General features: G+C 46.6%; 16 protein-coding genes. 10 read left to right on the top strand and 6 right to left on the bottom strand.

Annotation, left to right across the window (positions count from 1 at the left end; all coding sequences use genetic code 11):
• Nucleotides 1-18: 18 nt before the first annotated feature.
• From JNN12_07240 to JNN12_07225, 4 genes are read left to right on the top strand one after another with little or no spacing between them, the layout of a single operon-like run.
• Nucleotides 19-1,263: an extracellular solute-binding protein gene (locus JNN12_07240; GenBank protein MBL7978119.1), complete on the top strand. Its 1,245-nt coding sequence runs from the start codon at nt 19-21 to the stop codon at nt 1,261-1,263.
• A gap of 44 nt (nt 1,264-1,307) precedes the next feature.
• On the top strand, nt 1,308-1,835 hold the full coding sequence (locus JNN12_07235; GenBank protein ID MBL7978118.1) for a DUF1311 domain-containing protein: 528 nt from the start codon (nt 1,308-1,310) through the stop codon (nt 1,833-1,835).
• Nucleotides 1,836-1,879: 44 nt separating this feature from the next.
• Nucleotides 1,880-2,779, top strand: coding sequence for a sugar ABC transporter permease (locus JNN12_07230; protein MBL7978117.1), 900 nt, complete (start codon nt 1,880-1,882; stop codon nt 2,777-2,779).
• A 15-nt stretch (nt 2,780-2,794) separates the two neighbouring features.
• A complete protein-coding gene (locus JNN12_07225; GenBank protein MBL7978116.1) occupies nt 2,795-3,634 on the top strand; it encodes a sugar ABC transporter permease in 840 nt (279 codons plus the stop codon).
• A 192-nt stretch (nt 3,635-3,826) separates the two neighbouring features.
• Here the strand turns inward: JNN12_07225 and JNN12_07220 are convergent, their stop codons facing one another.
• Nucleotides 3,827-4,861 carry a glycosyltransferase family 2 protein gene (locus JNN12_07220; GenBank protein MBL7978115.1) on the bottom strand — a complete coding sequence of 345 codons (1,035 nt, stop codon included), beginning with the start codon at nt 4,859-4,861 and terminating at the stop codon, nt 3,827-3,829.
• Between the two features lie 633 nt (nt 4,862-5,494).
• Between JNN12_07220 and JNN12_07215 the strand changes: the two genes are divergently transcribed.
• From JNN12_07215 to JNN12_07195, 5 genes are all read left to right on the top strand, one after another.
• Nucleotides 5,495-8,110 carry a discoidin domain-containing protein gene (locus JNN12_07215; GenBank protein MBL7978114.1) on the top strand — a complete coding sequence of 872 codons (2,616 nt, stop codon included), beginning with the start codon at nt 5,495-5,497 and terminating at the stop codon, nt 8,108-8,110.
• A 158-nt stretch (nt 8,111-8,268) separates the two neighbouring features.
• The gene (locus JNN12_07210; protein MBL7978113.1) at nt 8,269-9,120 is read left to right on the top strand and encodes a methyltransferase domain-containing protein; all 852 of its coding nucleotides are present in this window, start codon (nt 8,269-8,271) and stop codon (nt 9,118-9,120) included.
• Between the two features lie 58 nt (nt 9,121-9,178).
• A complete protein-coding gene (locus tag JNN12_07205) occupies nt 9,179-9,562 on the top strand; it encodes a hypothetical protein (GenBank protein ID MBL7978112.1) in 384 nt (127 codons plus the stop codon).
• A gap of 232 nt (nt 9,563-9,794) precedes the next feature.
• Nucleotides 9,795-10,823: an L-threonine 3-dehydrogenase gene (tdh, locus tag JNN12_07200; protein MBL7978111.1), complete on the top strand. Its 1,029-nt coding sequence runs from the start codon at nt 9,795-9,797 to the stop codon at nt 10,821-10,823.
• Between the two features lies 1 nt (nt 10,824).
• A complete protein-coding gene (locus JNN12_07195; protein MBL7978110.1) occupies nt 10,825-12,009 on the top strand; it encodes a glycine C-acetyltransferase in 1,185 nt (394 codons plus the stop codon).
• Nucleotides 12,010-12,033: 24 nt separating this feature from the next.
• Here the strand turns inward: JNN12_07195 and JNN12_07190 are convergent, their stop codons facing one another.
• The 5 genes from JNN12_07190 to JNN12_07170 all read right to left on the bottom strand — a co-directional run bounded on the left by JNN12_07190 (nt 12,034) and on the right by JNN12_07170 (nt 16,601).
• Nucleotides 12,034-13,143, bottom strand: a complete 1,110-nt coding sequence (locus JNN12_07190; protein MBL7978109.1) for a sorbosone dehydrogenase family protein — start codon at nt 13,141-13,143, stop codon at nt 12,034-12,036.
• 199 nt (nt 13,144-13,342) lie between these two features.
• Entirely contained in the window at nt 13,343-13,879 is a 537-nt protein-coding gene (locus tag JNN12_07185) for a DUF4252 domain-containing protein (GenBank protein MBL7978108.1), read from the bottom strand.
• Between the two features lie 17 nt (nt 13,880-13,896).
• Entirely contained in the window at nt 13,897-15,192 is a 1,296-nt protein-coding gene (locus JNN12_07180) for a DUF4252 domain-containing protein (GenBank protein ID MBL7978107.1), read from the bottom strand.
• 106 nt (nt 15,193-15,298) lie between these two features.
• Complete coding sequence (locus JNN12_07175; GenBank protein MBL7978106.1) at nt 15,299-16,081, bottom strand: hypothetical protein; 783 nt, start codon at nt 16,079-16,081, stop codon at nt 15,299-15,301.
• Nucleotides 16,062-16,601 (bottom strand): sigma-70 family RNA polymerase sigma factor, encoded by a 540-nt coding sequence (locus JNN12_07170; protein MBL7978105.1) that lies wholly within the window; start codon nt 16,599-16,601, stop codon nt 16,062-16,064. The genes JNN12_07175 and JNN12_07170 overlap by 20 nt, the downstream gene beginning before the upstream one ends.
• A 293-nt stretch (nt 16,602-16,894) precedes the next feature.
• On the opposite strand from JNN12_07170, the gene JNN12_07165 reads away from it, so the two are divergent.
• A complete protein-coding gene (locus JNN12_07165) occupies nt 16,895-17,473 on the top strand; it encodes a VWA domain-containing protein (GenBank protein MBL7978104.1) in 579 nt (192 codons plus the stop codon).
• The last annotated feature ends 18 nt before the right edge of the window (nt 17,474-17,491 follow it).

Genomic DNA, 17,491 nt, shown 5'->3' with positions numbered 1-17,491 from the left:
TTTAAAAACAAACTGTTTATGCTAAAGTATCTGATTGGGGTTTGTGTCTTGTTTGCCCTCATTTTTTTGGGCTTCTCAACAGTCTCGCGCAAACAAGATGGGCCTATTCGCATTCGGGTATGGCACCAAAAAGACCTCTCTGAACGTAATCTGATGATTCAGCAGGTGAAACGGTACAATGCCTTGAACAAAGATCATCAGGTGGAAATTTTGTGGAAGGAAAACGAAGAACTACGGAGTAATTACATCATTGCAGCCATGGGCGGAACTGGCCCGGACATTCTCTATGGCCCGTCTGATAATATTGGGGTGTTAAGCCTAACCAAAACGATTCAACCCTTAGACAGTGTCTTTAATACCACATTTTGGAACCGATATACACCCGACGCCGCTGCGGTATATGAAGGCAAGAAATGGTCGGTTGCAGACCAAGTAGGCAACCACCTGACCCTTGTTTATAACAAAAAAATGGTTCCGAATCCACCAAAAACCTTGGATGAACTGATTGCCTTGGGTAAAAAACTAACCAAGGATACCAATGGGGACGGAAATCCAGATCAATATGCCATCGTTTGGAACTATCGGGAACCATTTTTCTTTGTGCCCTTTCTGACCGCTTTTGGGGGGTGGGTCATTGATGAAAAAACAGGCAACCCAACGTTAGACAACGATAAAACGGCCAATGCCATCCAGTTTATTCTGGACCTTAGGGATAAGCATAAAATCATCCCGAAAGAAATTGATTACGACACCGCCGAAACGCTGTTTAAAGAAGGAAAAGCAGGGATGGTGATTAATGGGCCGTGGGCATGGGGAGGGTACAAAGATGCCAATTTAGACTTTGGTCTGGCAAAATTACCCTTTAACAACCAAACCCAATTGTGGGCAACCCCCACCGTTATGACCAAAGGATATTCCATTAACGTGAATGTTGGCCCCGACAAAATGCCCTATGTGCGCAAGGTGATCTCCTTTCTTACGGGTGCGGATGTGCAAACGGAGATGGTGAATAAACTCTCTACCATTCCGGTGTATAAATCTGTTTTTGACAAAGTAACTGCCAATCCGCCTGATTTACTAAAAGGTGCCATTGCACAATACAAACAAAGCCGCCCCACGCCCACAAACCCGCGATTGCGGCAAATTTGGGACGGTATGCGGGGACCATATCAATTGGTGATGAGTGGCGCCATTTCTGCCCGTAAAGGCGCGAAGGAAATGCAGGCCCAATGTAGCAAGCTCATTGAAGACACGTATTTGTAAAACCTTTATTTTTTATACCCACAACCAATTAAACTGTTATTTCTATGCGTTTTATTTTGAACATCGTATGTGTTCTGTTTTTGGCCTCCGCGTCAATTCTCGCCCAGAGCACGAGCAAACCTTCCACAAAGCCTAACGCAAAACCTTCTGCGGCCCCCAAAGTGACTAAACCGGTTGCAAAACCACCGTCTGCCGACGAAGCCGCTTCAACTTTATCCGGAGAAGCAGATGAACATCCAATTGATATCAAGTTAAATACTTGCTTAGAAAAAAATCCTTCTACTGCTGGGATGATCCAATGCTTGGACGAAGCCTATCGCGCATGGGACGGCCTGTTGAATACTTCCTATAACGGCCTTTTGGCTACCCTGAAACCAGCACAGCAAACCAAACTCCGCAACTTGCAACGGCAATGGATTGCATTCCGAGATGCAGAATTTGCCTTCATCAATGATTTTTATCCCACGCAGGGCACCATGTGGGTACCTGTTCGCATGAGCGAACGGGTAGATGTGGTCAAATCCCGCGCCTTGCAATTGTCCTCATACTTAGAAAGCCTTAAAACATTTTGAGGTAAATAAGGTTTTATCCCTGCTCAGCATCAATTCAAACCTTCATGTTTAACCTAAGCGAAAAGGCCCGCTACAATTGGTTCCTCGTGTTTCTCATGGGGCCTGCTACAGTTTTGGTACTGGCTGTTGTAGCATATCCGTTTTTCTATAATGTGTTTTTGTCGTTGTCTAATGCAAATATCTACCACATTAATGATTGGCGGCTCATCGGCTTACAGCAATACCTTTCGGTTTTTCGGGAACCTCTTTTCTGGGAGATTTTGCTTAAAACTGTCCTTTGGACGGCGGTAAACGTGATTTTCCATGTGGGGATTGGGGTCTTCTTGGCCGTGATCCTCAATCAGAAGTTTGTTAAATTGAAGCCCATCTGGCGGGTAATTTTAATTATCCCTTGGGCGCTACCCCAGTATATTGTGGCCCTCACATGGCGTGGTATGTTTAACTATGAATATGGTGCAATTAACTTGTTGCTCAAGTATTTTGGGCTTTCCCAAACTGGGGTAACGTGGCTCACCTCGCCCTTCGAAGCATTTATGGCCGTCATCATTACCAATATTTGGCTGGGCTTCCCGTTTATGATGGTGGTTGCTTTGGGCGGCTTGCAATCCATTCCGGCAGAATTGTATGAAGCGGCAGATGTAGATGGGGCCTCGGCATGGCGTAAGTTTTGGGCGGTTACAGCTCCTTTACTCAAGCCCGTCATGTTGCCCGCCATCACGCTTGGTACGGTATGGACGTTTAATAATATCAATGTGGTTTGGCTGGTATCTAACTCTGGAGAACCCAATGATCAGACCCATATTTTAGTTTCTTATGTCTATAAAGCTGCTTTTAATATGTACCGATTTGGATGGGCTGCTGCATTTTCGATGGTAATATTCATGATTTTATTCACCTTCAATCGGCTGGTGTTGCGCAAAGCACAATCCAATGAAGTTTATTGATCGTAGGAGGTCGTTATGAATCCGCATACCAGACGTATTCTTTCGATGATTGCCGCTTATGGCGTGTTGATGCTTTTTGCCTTCATCGCATTATACCCGCTTTCTCAGATCATCACCATTTCGTTGCGTCCGTCCGATAAACTGCTTTCTACCTCGTTGGCGTTTATTCCGGAAGGGGCATCCCTGAAAAATTATGAGAAGTTGCTCTTCGAGACGCCTTATTTGCGTTGGCTTTTTAATTCGCTTATGGTATCGGTCGTGGTTACCTTTACAGGGGTGGCTTTGGCGTCAACCGCCGGATATGCCATTTCAAGGTTTAAATTTCGAGGCCGCAAAGCGTATATGGAGGGATTGTTGGTGACACAAATGTTCCCTGCTACGATGCTGCTTCTCCCCATGTACATCATGTTGATCAATTTGAAACTGATTAATTCTTATTTGGGGTGTATTATTATTTATTCAGCTACGGCGCTCCCCTTTTGTATCTGGCAAATGAAGGGTTATTACGATACTATTCCGGTAGCTTTGGAAGAGGCAGCACGTATTGACGGGTGTACGCCATGGCAAACGTTTTATCAGGTGATCCTTCCACTGGCGGCGCCAGCACTTGTCATTACAGCGCTGTTTTCTTTTATGACGGCTTGGAACGAATATATTGTGGCAGCACAAGTATTGCAAGACGTAGAAATGTTTACCATGCCCGTGGGGTTGAAAATGTTCCAGGGGCAAATGCAAACACAGTGGGGTCTTTATGCAGCGGGCGCCTTGCTGGTCTCGGTTCCGGTGGTGGTTTTATTCCTCGCGTTAAGTCGCTACCTGATATCGGGCCTCACATTGGGTTCTGTCAAAGGGTAAAGTAACCCTTGTCAAAAAATGAAAATGTTGCCTGGCTCTTGTGGCCGGGCAACATTTTTTTGTAGGAGTGTATTCCAACCGTGAGTGTTTAATTATATAACGAAATAATAAGAAAAAATTAATAAAATTAATATATAGTAAAGAATGAATTTGGATTTTAATATGTAAAATATATTATATATGTTTAATCCTTTATCGTCTGAAGTGCGATTTTGGGATGGAAGCAAACGTTTGACGCCGCCGGATAAAGGCGTCCCACAAAACCGAGCCCCGTAAAGAGGGCAGTACAATGCTTTCGCTTGGGCTTGGTGGTGAATAGTTTCTACGTAAGTTTAGAAAATCTCGGTGTGCCCTCCAAACAGCCATTGCCTCGATATGCGAGGAAAACAATAACCGGAAAAATGCCAATGTGTCTTGAAAAAGGCGAAAGGGATAAATGAGGTAGAAACGGCTTTTGGGTAGGTTCTTGTAGAGCATCAACAAACTATTCCTGAAGTTATAATACAACTTCCTTGGACTCCCTTGCGGCAGGCTTGCGCCTCCAATGTGGTAAACTTCCCCCTTAGGTGCAACCATAATTCGGAATCCAGAACGCTTTAGCCGCCAACATAGATCAATTTCCTCCATGTGCATGTAAAATGCTTCATCCAATAAACCAGATTGCGCCAAGGCCGCCCGACGTAATAGCAAGGCTGCTCCGGAAGCCCAAAAAATTTCCGAAATATCGTTGTATTGACCCCTATCTTCTTCCATGAACGATAAAATGCGTCCACGAGTGAACGGGATGCCAAGATCATCCAAATGGCCACCAGCAGCTCCCGCATATTCAAATTGCCCCCGGTTGTGAAAATGGAGCAATTTAGGTTGCACTGCGGCAATATCTGGACTTTGGCGCATCACCACCATCATCTCTCGGAGCCACTGAGGGTGTACTTCAACGTCATTGTTCAATAATACCAAAAATGGCTTTTCTGTTTGGTAGATGGCGACATTATTACCCCGTGCATAGCCCCAGTTTTCGGGATTTCCAATAATCTTCACGTCCGGATATGTGCGAAGTAACCAACTGAGCGAATCATCGGTGGAGGCGTTATCTACCACCACCACTTCAAATGCCGGATAATCCGTCTGCAAAACAGCGGGTAAGCAAGTTTCCATCAATGTTTGCCCATTCCAATTCAGAATAATGATGGAAACGCCTGGCCATTCCTTAAAATCTTTGTTCATGTCTTAAAAGTAACCAACGGCGTAATCAGGTTTTGCGAATCTTAGTTAAAGGTAAAAAAATAAGTCCGGAACCAAAGCGGCTCTGGACTTCTTAACCCACTTAATTCAAATGTAGAAAGGTGTTTTTGGGGAAGTGTCTTCTGTGCGACACCAATGGATGTGCAAACATAACCTCTCACAAAAAAATAAAAGGCTGCTCAATAAAGAACAGCCTTTCCCACTAACTTACTACTGGAGCGGAAGTGATTGCCCGAGATAGGATGCGGTGACGTATTCGCCACTTTAGTCATTCGAGATCGAGCCTCCTGAAGTGTGAGAGTGCTCAATGTTTAACCCACATGAATGATAATGCAACGCATTAGGGGTAGATACGACCAGAAGGGAGGGAAAATCCGACAGTATAAGTTTTTATATCAACAGTTTAAGCTAATTGGGTGGTTTTATGCAATGCGCACCACGAGGGCAGAAAACACCAGAAGAAGAAAATAGGTTGTTTTTTTAAGGCTACAGTCATGATCATGCTGCTGTGGATTATATATTAGTGGGTTACCCGGTATTCCGTTTGACCTACCGCCTGTTTTGGGCATCAAAACCCACCAACCACATTTTTACCAACTGTCTTTTGTAGGCCACATGTTTAAATACATTCTTTTTTGTCTTTTCTGGGGTGGAACTGTATTGGCTCAATCCGCCGCCGAGCCTGTTTTACAGGTCTTTACACGTTATTCATTTTATATGAACGAGCCGGAAGGACATTTGTTGGTGGTAATGCCGGATACAACGGTGCAGATTCAAACCGTGTCTGTTGTTGCCGAGGGGCGGGTTTTGTCTCGTGGTTCACAGCGGATCCGGCCAGAAGTGTTACAAGTAAACTTGGTCTTGGCGTATTCTCCCACAACAAAAACGGAATTGAATGTCACGATTACGCTTGCCGACCGTCGCCGTCTGGTGCGTAAGACCACATTGACCAAATTGCCCTATGAGCCTAATGCTGTACAAATTGATCGCCTGACAGGGGCTGTTTGGAGTGAGGGACTTCCAATGTTTCCGTTTGGGTTTTATTTGTATTCTCCGGTACAGCCCACTTTGGCTGAGGAAGAAGCGGTAAAAGGGTTCAACATGATTTCGCCATACCAAAAAATTGAGCGGGCAACCAGGGAAGAACGCAAGGCATATATGGACCGTGCCGCCCAACTCGGAATGAAAGTACATTACAACTTACTATCGGTGGCTGGCGGTGGCGGTGTGGGCTTGGGCGGAGATACACCATCGGCAGCAGAAAAAAAAGCAATACTCCGGGCCGAAATCGAAGCGTTCCGGAAACACCCGGCCTTATTGGGATGGTATATTGCCGATGAACCTTCTGCTGTACAAATCCCACCGGAACCACTAGAAGAGTTATATGAGTTCATCAAATCTATAGATCCATATCATCCTGTTTCTATTGTATTTAATGAAGTAAATAAGCCTATTGAATATGCTGCTGCGATGGACATCGTGATGGCGGACCCTTACCCCATTCCCAATCAGCCTATTACACAGGTGCGAGATTTTGCCGACAAACTTATCCGGGATTTCCGGTATCAGAAACCTGTGTGGATGGTGCCGCAGTCGTTTGGTGGGGGAGAGTGGTGGCAGCGAGAGCCTACCCGCCAAGAATTACGCGCCATGACGTATTTAGCCCTTATCAGTGGTGCAACGGGTATTCAGTACTTTATCCGGCATGGATTGAATGGTTTTCCGAAATCTACCGATGTCTGGAGCGAAGCAGGAGCTGTGGCACGAGAGGTAATGGAATTGACCCCGTTTCTACTCTCCGATTTAGCGCCTGCCGAGGTTGCAACCCAAGACCCTCAGTTGGCTATCCGTACGATCCGTCATCAAGGAAAATGGTTGGTGTTGGTCGTGAATTTGGAGAATAAACCCAAAAATATGCGTATTCGGATTCCCCAAATTATGTGGAACGGAAAAGCCAAAGTATTGTTTGCGCATCGCGAAGTGGTATTTCAGGATGCTGTGTTGGAAGATATGATAGATGCTTATGGAACCAGGGTTTATTTATTGCCCTTAGCCGAAAAAACGGAGCAAATTGGGTTGCATCCGGGAAATCTTATGGTTGATCCAAGTTTTGAAACCGCAACCAATCCGGCTACTCCGGATGCGTTGTATGCACAAGTAGGCGAAGAACGAGGCAGTCCGTATTTTCTGGATACCCGAACCGCACTCCACGGGGATCGGTCGTTCCGGGTTACTACCCCAAAAACGGGAAAAGGGATAACGTTTCGCTTTTTTCCTGTTAGAATTGAACGTGGACAAAGTTATCTGCTCAGTATATGGGCCAAAGGCGATCGTCTTGCGGGCAATGGAGGTATATTTCGTTTAGGAATGGGAGACAGAGTACAGACGTTTCGCCTTTCTTCGTTGTGGCAAAAATATGTGATGCCCATCCGTTTGCCTGAAGATAGTGTTCGGTTTGTTCGGGAGGATGCGTTCTTATCGTTGTCTTCGGCAGGTACGGCTTGGTTCGATTTGATTCAAGTACATCCCGATCCACAAATCATTCCAGAGCCAACACCAGAGCCAGGTGGATTGACCCTTAAAGTCGTATCCGTCTTGGGACAAGGCAAATTGGTTTATACCACTGATGGCACGACGCTTGGAGAAAACAGCCCGCCTTATATGGCACCTATTCCCGTGACACAAAGTATGACTTTACGGAGTGGGGTGGTTATGAATGGCCTATTGGTGAATGAAGCCACAAAATCCATTATGGTTCATAAAGCGTTTATGCGCAATACAACCTATACCAGACCCTTTAGTTCACAATACCCGGGTAGTGGCTTGACTGCCTTGGTAGATGGGGAAAAAGCGCATTCGTTGGTGCAAGATGCCCGCTGGCAAGGATTTTTGGGGGATGATTTGGAGGTAATCATAGACCTTGGTGCTGAACAATTGATACAGTCGGTGACCATGCATTTTTTTAAAGACGAGGCAAGTTGGATTTTTCTGCCACGTCAGGTTGTTTTTTCCATTTCGGAAGATGGTCAGCATTTTCGAGAATTGCCCGGACTCTCACACCTCCAAGATGGAGAAAGCGGAGTCGCTTCTTCGGTTCCTTTTCAGCTAGACGTTCAAAGTCGAACCCGATATATTCGTGTTCGCGCAGCCAATATCGGAACTTGCCCACCCGGACATCCAGGGGAGGGGGAAAAAGCATGGATTTTTGCAGATGAAATTGAGGTCTATTAGCCCAAAAAGCATGTTTGAAAGTTGGGAATAAGACCTGTTTCCCGTATTTTAGCGCCTGTCAGTCTTTTTTAACATCACCTGATCTTAGATGTGGGCGTCATCTGCCCGTCTGCCTACTTGGTGGTTTTTTTTGTTTGAACGCGCTTATCCCTTTGAGCATGGGCGATGAACCAATAAATCGGCAAATTGCGCAATTTTATGATGCAACTTCCTCTGTTTGGGAAGGGGTATATGGTGAACACATGCACCAAGCGTGGTTTGATCCCATTGAGCAGGATCGTACCGATGTGGCGACGGCACAAGAGCAAATGATGGAACGCATTCTGAATTGGGGTGGGGTCTCGCAAGCAAAAATGGTGTTGGATTTGGGATGTGGAATTGGCGGGGGCAGTATTTATTTGCTGACAAAATTAAATGCGACGTTTGTAACGGGTCTTACAATCAGTGAACGCCAAGCGGAACGGGCACAAGAACGTGCCACCTCGTTGCGGTTTGCAAATCAAGTACGATTTGATGTAGGAGATGCATTGGATCCTCCTTATTTGCCAGGTCAGTTTGATCTTGTTTGGGCCATAGAAAGTGTAGAACATGCAACGGATAAACGAAAATTTATGGAATCCTGTGCAAGAATGCTTGTGCCCGGCGGTATGTTGCTGATGTCTATGTGGACCCATAGAGAAGCCCATACACAACTGGCCCGGTCTGATCAGCGGCTTTTGGAAAAGTTGTCTAAGGGTTTTTTTGCCCCTTCGTTTGAAACCCTTTCCACATATGCCGCCCATGCAAAAACCGTAGGGCTGATGGACGTGCAGACCGAAGATTGGACCCAAGCTATTGCACCTTTTGGTGTGTCTTTTGTGCGGCCTGCACTGCGCTGGCGCAGCATTAAACTGGCTGTCCACTCCGGGTGGCCTTTTGTTCGGCATCTGTTGATGCTCCGGCTTTTATGGAGCGGGCACCGGACCGGGCTTTTGCGATATGGGGTCTTACAAGCGCGTAAACCCGGTTAATTTTGAATCCCAATTTGTGGTTTATTTATATACCTTCACGCTAACCTTCATCAATACCATGTCTATCTTTGATTGGTTCAAAACAAAAGAGCCACCAAGCAAACCCAAAAACCTGAAACTCACGGTTTTTAGGGTAAAAGAAGTTTCAGTACACGATGCTTATGAATTATTAAAATCCGGTACCATCCTATTCGATATCCGCGAAGAGTTTGACCGAAAATCCCATGGAGAAATTCAAGGGGCACGTCCATTGCCCTTGCGCGAAATCTCCCCTAAACGCTTACCACTCAACACCAATACACCCATCATGTTTATCTGTCAAACAGGCTCTCGTGCAGGCTCGGCAGCCCGTCAGGCGGTGGCTTGGGGGTATAGTAATGTTATGAGCGTTCAGGGTGGACTTCAACGCTGGAAACGGGCCAATTTACCCGTTGTTCCTTGAGTACTCATGGTGTTTGGTAAGCAGAGGGAGGCTTTTCCATACAGTTCTCAGCCAGTTCTTTCATAAAGGGCTGGTTTTTTTCTTCCGCTGTTTGACATACTTTGCTGGTTTTGACATACCTTGCTGGTTCCAGAAAACTTCCAAAGATGTTCTGGAAGCGCTTTTATAAAATGTTGTATCTTCCTATAACACCGGAATCATCCGGATAGGTTAAACCAATGTGCTGAAAAATATGAAAGCCATCATCAAGCCAACCGCTGCTCCGGGAGTTGCCCTTGCAACGGTGAAAAAGCCCCAGATGGGGGATAACGACGTGTTGATCCGTGTGATGAAGTCTTCGATATGTGGGACCGATGTGCATATTGAGAAATGGGATGAATGGGCACAGCGAACCATAAAACCACCCATGACCATTGGGCACGAGTTTGTTGGGTGTATCGTAGATTGTGGCGACAATGTGGAACATTTTTCGGTAGGAGAGGTGGTGGTTGGAGAAGGTCATATCGTCTGTGGTACGTGCCGGAATTGTTTAGCAGGCCGACGCCATTTGTGTAAAAATACGATGGGCGTAGGAGTGAACCGTACCGGTGCCTTTGCAGAGTATATTGCCATTCCCTCGGCAAATGTCTGGCATGCAGCCGACGGGCTAGATCTTGATGTGCTTTCTTGCTTTGATCCGTTGGGGAATGCCGTTCATACCGCCCTAACATTTGAATTGTTAGGAGAGGATGTGCTGATCACAGGCGCTGGACCCATCGGGTGTATGGCGGCTGCAATTGCTCGCCACGCTGGCGCACGTCATGTGGTGGTCACAGACATCAATCCGTATCGGTTGTCTCTTGCTGAAAAACTGGGTGCTACCCGAGTTGTGGATGTACGGAACGAAAGTTTAGCCGATGTTCAACAGGAGCTGGACATGCGCGAGGGGTTTGATGTAGGCTTGGAAATGAGTGGAAGCCCTGCTGGATTTTCGCAAATGGTGGACAACCTGATGCACGGTGGAAAAATTGCCCTCTTGGGTATTCTACCAAACCATACCGTCATAGATTGGGATAAGGTGATTTTTAATAGCCTCACCATTCAGGGCATTTATGGGCGCAAAATTTATGAAACATGGTATAAAACTACGGCAATGCTTCAAAGTGGATTGGATATTTCTGGAATTATTACCCACCGCTTCCATTATACCGAATTTCAACAAGGGTTCGACTTAATGAAGGCTGGTCTGAGTGGAAAAGTAATCCTTAATTGGGAGGCATAACATGCGAACAGCATTTTTTGAACACCTTAGAAAAAATCTGGCCGAAATAGATGACGCTGGATTATTTAAACGGGAACGGGTGATTACAAGCCCACAAAATAACCGCATTACGACGGCCGATGGACGGGAAGTCCTGAATATGTGTGCAAATAACTATTTAGGATTGGCGAATCACCCCGAAGTAGTGTCAGCCGCAAGGGAAAGTTTCGATGCACATGGCTATGGCATGGCTTCGGTGCGGTTTATTTGTGGGACACAAGACATCCATAAAACATTAGAAAACCGTCTTTCACAGTTTCTGGGAACCGAAGACACAATTTTATACTCTTCTTGCTTTGATGCCAATGGCGGGTTGTTCGAGACGCTTTTGGGAGAAGAAGATGCGATTATTTCGGATGCCTTAAACCATGCCAGCATTATTGATGGTATTCGGCTTTGTAAAGCACAGCGATTTCGGTATGAAAATAACCGAATGGATGATTTGGAGACGAAATTAAAAGAAGCCAGTCAGGCACGCTTTAAACTCATTGCAACCGATGGGGTATTCTCGATGGATGGCATTGTGGCGAATTTAGCGGCCATTTGTGACTTGGCAGATCAATACAATGCTTTGGTTATGGTGGATGATAGCCATGCCGTTGGTTTTATGGGAAAAATGGGCAGAGGAACACACGAACATTGTGGAGTGATGGATCGGGTGGATGTGATTACAGGTACGTTGGGCAAAGCACTCGGTGGAGCAAGCGGAGGTTATACGAGTGGTCGGAAGGAAATTGTGGAAATACTTCGCCAGCGGTCGCGTCCGTATTTGTTCTCCAACACGCTCGCGCCCGCCATTACAACTGCCTCGCTGAAGGTGCTTGATCTTCTGGAAGCCTCCACTGAACTTCGGGATCGTTTGGAAAACAATACACGTTATTTTAGACAAGGGCTTGAAAAGATTGGACTAAACATTATTCCAGGTGTTCATCCCATTGTCCCTGTGATGCTGGGTGATGCAGCCCTCTCGCAGCGGGTGGCTAATCGGATGCTGGAAAAAGGTGTCTATGTGATTGGGTTTTTCTTTCCGGTTGTTCCTCGTGGAAGTGCACGGATTCGTACGCAGGTTTCTGCGGCCCACACCCACGAAGACCTCGATTTGGCCCTCGCGGCTTTTGCCGAGGTTAAGGCGGAGTTTGGGCTTTAGAAACGAGGTTTTTGGCAGGATGAATTATCCGCGCCACATAATTCGGTAAATTTTATCCCCAAAGTCGTCGGAGACCAATAGGCTGCCGTCCCGCCAAACGAGTACATCTACCGGGCGTCCACTGACGACATCATCCGACAACCAACCTTCGGCAAACGTTTCGTAGGAATGTGCTTGCCCCCGTTCATCTAAACGGACAAGAGAGATCCGATAACCGATCTTGTTGCTTCGGTTCCAAGAACCATGTTCTGCTATAAATATTTGTTTTTTATAGGTTTTGGGAAAAAGGTTCCCTGTATAAAATCGCATCCCAAGGGCCGCGACGTGAGGGCCGAGTTTCTGGACGGGCCGAGTAAAAGATGGACCACAGGGTTTTTCTTTCCCAAACTCTGGGTCATTAATTTCACCCGCATGGCAGAAAGGAAAACCAAAATGAAGGCCCGCCACAGGAGCATGATTAAGTTCATCGGGTGGCAAGTCGTCTCCCAGCATATCACGCCCGTTATCCGTAAACCATAGATGGCCTGTAACCGGATGCCAACTAAAACCAACGGAGTTTCGGACGCCACTTGCAAAAATCTCGCGGCCAGTTCCATCAGGATTCATGCGTAGGATGCTGGAAAAAACAGGATCGTCTTCTTTACAAACATTGCAGGGTGCACCAACAGGTACGTATAGCTTCCCGTCTGGTCCAAACGCAATAAACTTCCAGCCGTGATGGGTTTCTTCGGGTAATTCGTCCGTCACCAAAACAGGTTTCGGAGGATTGGTAAGGTGAGAAATGATATGATCGAATCTCCAAATCTTGTCTATTTCCGCCACAAATAATGCACCGTCGTGATACGCAACACCATTTGGCGTATTCATGTTTTTGGCAATGGTGTACCGCTTTTCTGCAACGCCGTCGCCATCTTCGTCGCGTAGGGCATATACCTTGCCTTCAGACTTAGTCCCCACAAACAACGTTCCATCAGGAGACTGGCTCAGGGAGCGGGCATTGATCACGTTGTCTGCAAATACATTAATTTCAAAGCCCTCCGGTAATTTTATCTTCGTTTGTCCAATGGATTTGGGAGTGTTGGCTTGGTTGCAATGCAGGGATAAAAGGCCGAGGAGAAAGAGACACCATTTCATGTGGTTACAAGCTTAAAGGTGATTCGAAAGCCTGATCAATATATAAAAAAGGATAGCGATATGTTGAGGGCTTTTGGCTGCAATATGGAAAGATCTAAAAGTTGAATTGATGAGACTTCTCGTCTTAGCATAAAAAAAGGATGTACTGTCTCGCCATACATCCTTTTGAGGAGGCAAAAATGCCTTTTGGGAGTTTTGATTACTGCTTTCGTTTAAGACGAAAAGCAGGGTTTTGTGTCGCAATGGCTTCTTCTACCAATTCGTTGAAATTTCCTTTGGCCCGTATCATAACCAAGTCTTCTTCATCTACTACCACCATATACAAATCGCGGACATTTCCATACCGTTCTTTATACAGCATCCAGACATTGCTGCCTTCTTCCCGAACACTGAGGGCTGTTTCCCAGCCGTCATGTTGGAGGTCGCGTAAAGCCTTGGGCATTCGTAGCGAGGCTTGCGTGGGGCGTCCTCGGAATTCATAAACGCGGACGTAAGCGCGGTGAAAGTGCTGCATAATCCGCCGAGCATCCCAATCATCTTCCTGATCGGTCCATGAAACGATCCAACGGGCCAAGCCCAAGAGTGCAGGTCCGGCATGGACACCCACTATTTTGCGGTAAGACCCACTCTCTTGTTGGCGCTCTAAATCCCAACGAACCTGTTGCATATGGGAAGAACCCAAACAGCCCGAAAGAAGAGGAAGCAGCAAAGCCAAAGTTAAATAACGTAATTTCATAGATTAGGGCTGGTTTATTATTGGTCTATTGTAATGGTGCGGTCCTTTTTATCATAAACCACCCGCACCTTCACATTGCCATTCAGCCCTTCCAGCACCTGTACATCCGGTCTGGTATTCAGCCGGACTTGGGGTACTAGCACTTCCGATAAAACGTCGGAATATTGCAGATAGGGCAAATTTGTCAGGGATGGGGCTTGTGCCATGTTGGAAAGCGGGGACCCCGCCAAGTGTAGCAATTTATCGAAGCCATCTTCAATATTGAGGGCCATTCCGGCATATCGTAGGGCTTTTTGAACGGCGGGATGATCCCAGTCGTTGTCATTAAAGTTCATGTTTTGTCCCCGATCTTTGGGCTTCTTGTCATTAAGGGGCGAACGATCTACCTCGCGTTTGGCTTTCATGCAGGCTTTGTATCCTGGTTTTCCTGGAGCGGGGCAAGCACTATCTGGTGGCATTGGCGCCTTGGGTGGCATGACCCCCGACGGCGGTTTGGGAGCGGCAACGGGCATGGGTACACAGTCTTCTTCGTCATCTCCACACGAAACCTTAAATCTGATTGGTTTGGGAGTTTCTATACAATCTTCTTCGTCGTCTTTACAGGTTTCTTTGAATTTTGGCAGTCTCGGCATTTGCACGCAGCCCTCCTCGTCCTCTTCGCAATGTTCCTTCATTTTAGGGACTTTGGGTGCCTCTATGCAGTCTTCATCGTCGTCGGGGCAAACATTGCGGACATAAGGGGATCTGTTATGTGATCTCCTACCGCTGGAAGAGAAATATTCCATACCATTGATGTTCAAGTTGCCCGTTAGACGTCCGATTTTATCCGGATCCACTTTGCCATCAATGTGAACGAACATTGCCATAGGCTCCTTGTCATCCATATCCAACACCATCACCAACATGCCAAGAACATCGTCGTTTCGGCCTTCTTTCACCATCACATACACATTACTTTCCTCGTCGCGTACACGGGTTACGACATCCCATCCTTCGCCTTTTAGGTTCCGCGAGATTCCGGTCATTTTACGTCCGATATCTTCCATAGAACGGCCCTTGACTGGATAGCCACGCACATAAATGCCACGAATATCGCGCATCATGGCCGCTGCTTCGGGATCTTCTGCTTCGGCAGCGCGGGCGCCCATTCTCAGGAGCGCACCCTTTAGGGTTACTTCAATTTTGGGTTCTTCGTCGAAAAACCGATCTAAAGCGTCAAAATCAATGGGTTGTGCATGAGTGGTGCTGCCAAAAACGAGCAAGGGAATTAGCCAAACAACCAGATGCACGAGGCGGTTTTTAAAGATTTTCATGATTGTATTTTGTTTTGAAGGAACGCTAAAAATGGTTGGCATCGCTTTGCGTGCCGTAAAATGGAGCCATCACAAAAAACGGGTACCACGTTCTTTGTTCAAGATATTATTGATTGAGCACTTCGAAAGGAGCGGCAGCGGCCAGTCTTACGGGTTCCACCACATGGTCTTCCATATATTGTGCTTGGATGGATTCTGATTTTTTGGCAACCGTACCGAGGAACGCCATGATCCATTGCGCTTGGTCTTTTGCAAGAGCAATATCTTCATCCGAAAATGTTTCATCAGCACGGGGTGATGGTGTTACGAGGACGTCTTTGGCTTTACGTGTTGCGCGGCGAACGGTGCGCTTCGTATGACCTAACGAGGTCGGACGTATTGTAGGACCTGGGGCTTCCGTTGTTGGGGGAAGGTTGGCCGCAAGTTCTTCGGTGGGCATCGGAGCAATACGTTTCCGATGCGCTTCATTATCAGAAGTTTTGGGGGTAAGTTTGCCCGATTGTTGCGCTACTTTAGGCGAAGTAGGTCCAAAAGCGGGGTTACGGAACACCAAAACAGCAACGACAAGTAGGCCCAAAGCGGCAACTGCCAAGGCTGGCCGCCACGTCGGTACAACTAAAACATGCCAGAAAGCCCTTAAGCGTTGCTGATAATGCGCTTTTAACTCCTGATCTACTGCCGCCATTACTTGTGTGGTTACCCGGTCTGGGCAGGTCATTTCCGGTAAACGGGTAAATGCAAGCCGCATGTCCTGTATCAGTTGCAATTCATCACGCAGTGCCTGGGAATCGGCCAGTAAGTGTTCAAAATGCTTGTGTTCGGCATCGGACAGGGCTCCTGCAAGGTAAGCGTCCATCTGTTCCAATTGTTCAAGAGTTAACGGTTTCATAGGGCAATTGGGTGGTTAGGTGTTCTCGGAGCATTTTGCGGGCACGATGTAAATATACTTTTACGGTGTTCAGGGGAATATCCAATGACTCAGCGATTTGTTCATATGCCATGTCTTGGATTTCTCGGCAAACCACAATGGAGCGATACGGTTCTCCGATTTTCTGGAGCGCCCCTTCAATCCGTTGTCGGATTTGCTTTGCCTCCAACATCTTATCCGGCGCAGGTGCTTCGTCGGCAATCAACAAATGGGCAACATGCTCCGTATCGGTTGTGACGGCTGCCTGATATGTTTGACGCTTTCGCAAAGCATCCACACAAGCATTCTTGGTTACACGGGTTAGCCAAGCGGCTAAAACCGTTTCTTCCAGATCCATCCCATGATGCCACAGACGCAACAAAACTTCTTGTGTAACATCTTCGGCGTCTTCGGCATTGCCTAAGTAATACCGCGCAAAGGAAAACACGCGGTTCTTATGCCGTTCAACCAATTTCTGGAATTTTTGCCGTTGTCTAAGCATAGGGTTTAGGGTGCAGTTCGCGGAAGTAACGGCCTGTCTTACGAAAAGGTTACATGATTAATAGATTCATGGTAACTTAACGAGAATGCCTGTCCGTTTCATGCTGTATTGTCGTTGATTAAAGTAGTGCAAACCACCATCGAATCTCATTTCATCATTAAACTATAGGGGAGGTTGTTATGCGTAAGTTATTAGTTCTATTCATTTTATTGGGATCATTCTCGGGATGTTACCTGTTTAAAAAGCAAACCACATATTATGGTATTTCCACGGATGCCAAAAACATTGTCTTCGTGATGGATATATCGGGAAGTATGGAGGGTAAAAATGAAGGGGGGCTTTCGGGTCGGGCAACCGCAGCGGCAGCCAATGCTGGTGCGAATGTTGTAGAACGAACTGTGGGGGGGCGCCTAGGGAACATTGCTGGGAGCCAAATCAGAAAGCAGACAACCAAATTGGGGTCCGCTAAACGCGAGTTGATTCCAACAATTAAAGGTCTGGCTGAAAGCACGCAGTTTTCTGTGTTGATTTTTGAAGACAAAGTAAAATCATGGCGTTCCGCACCAGTTATGGCTTCAGCAACCAACAAAAACTTGGCGGCTGTATATATAGACGCTGTGCAATCTGGAGGAGGCACTTCAGCAAAAGCCGCTTTAGAACAGGCTTTCCGGGTTTCAGGGATAGATGCCATTTTCTTTGTAACGGATGGACAGCCAACGGATGCCAGTGCACAAGAAATCCTGAACTTAGTTGCCTCTAAGAACCGCTCAAAAAAAATCGTGATTAATTGCATTGGAATCGGTGAGGATCAGGATGAGCCATTCCTTCGCCAACTTGCCGCTGCTAATAATGGTCAGTACTTCCGGAAATAGAGATTTGTTAAAATAAAT

The organism is Bacteroidetes Order II. bacterium, from assembly GCA_016788705.1.
Lineage (GTDB): Bacteria > Bacteroidota > Rhodothermia > Rhodothermales > UBA2364 > UBA2364.
The sequence above is the reverse complement of the archived record's forward strand: the minus strand, read 5'-3'. Positions and strand labels throughout refer to the sequence as shown.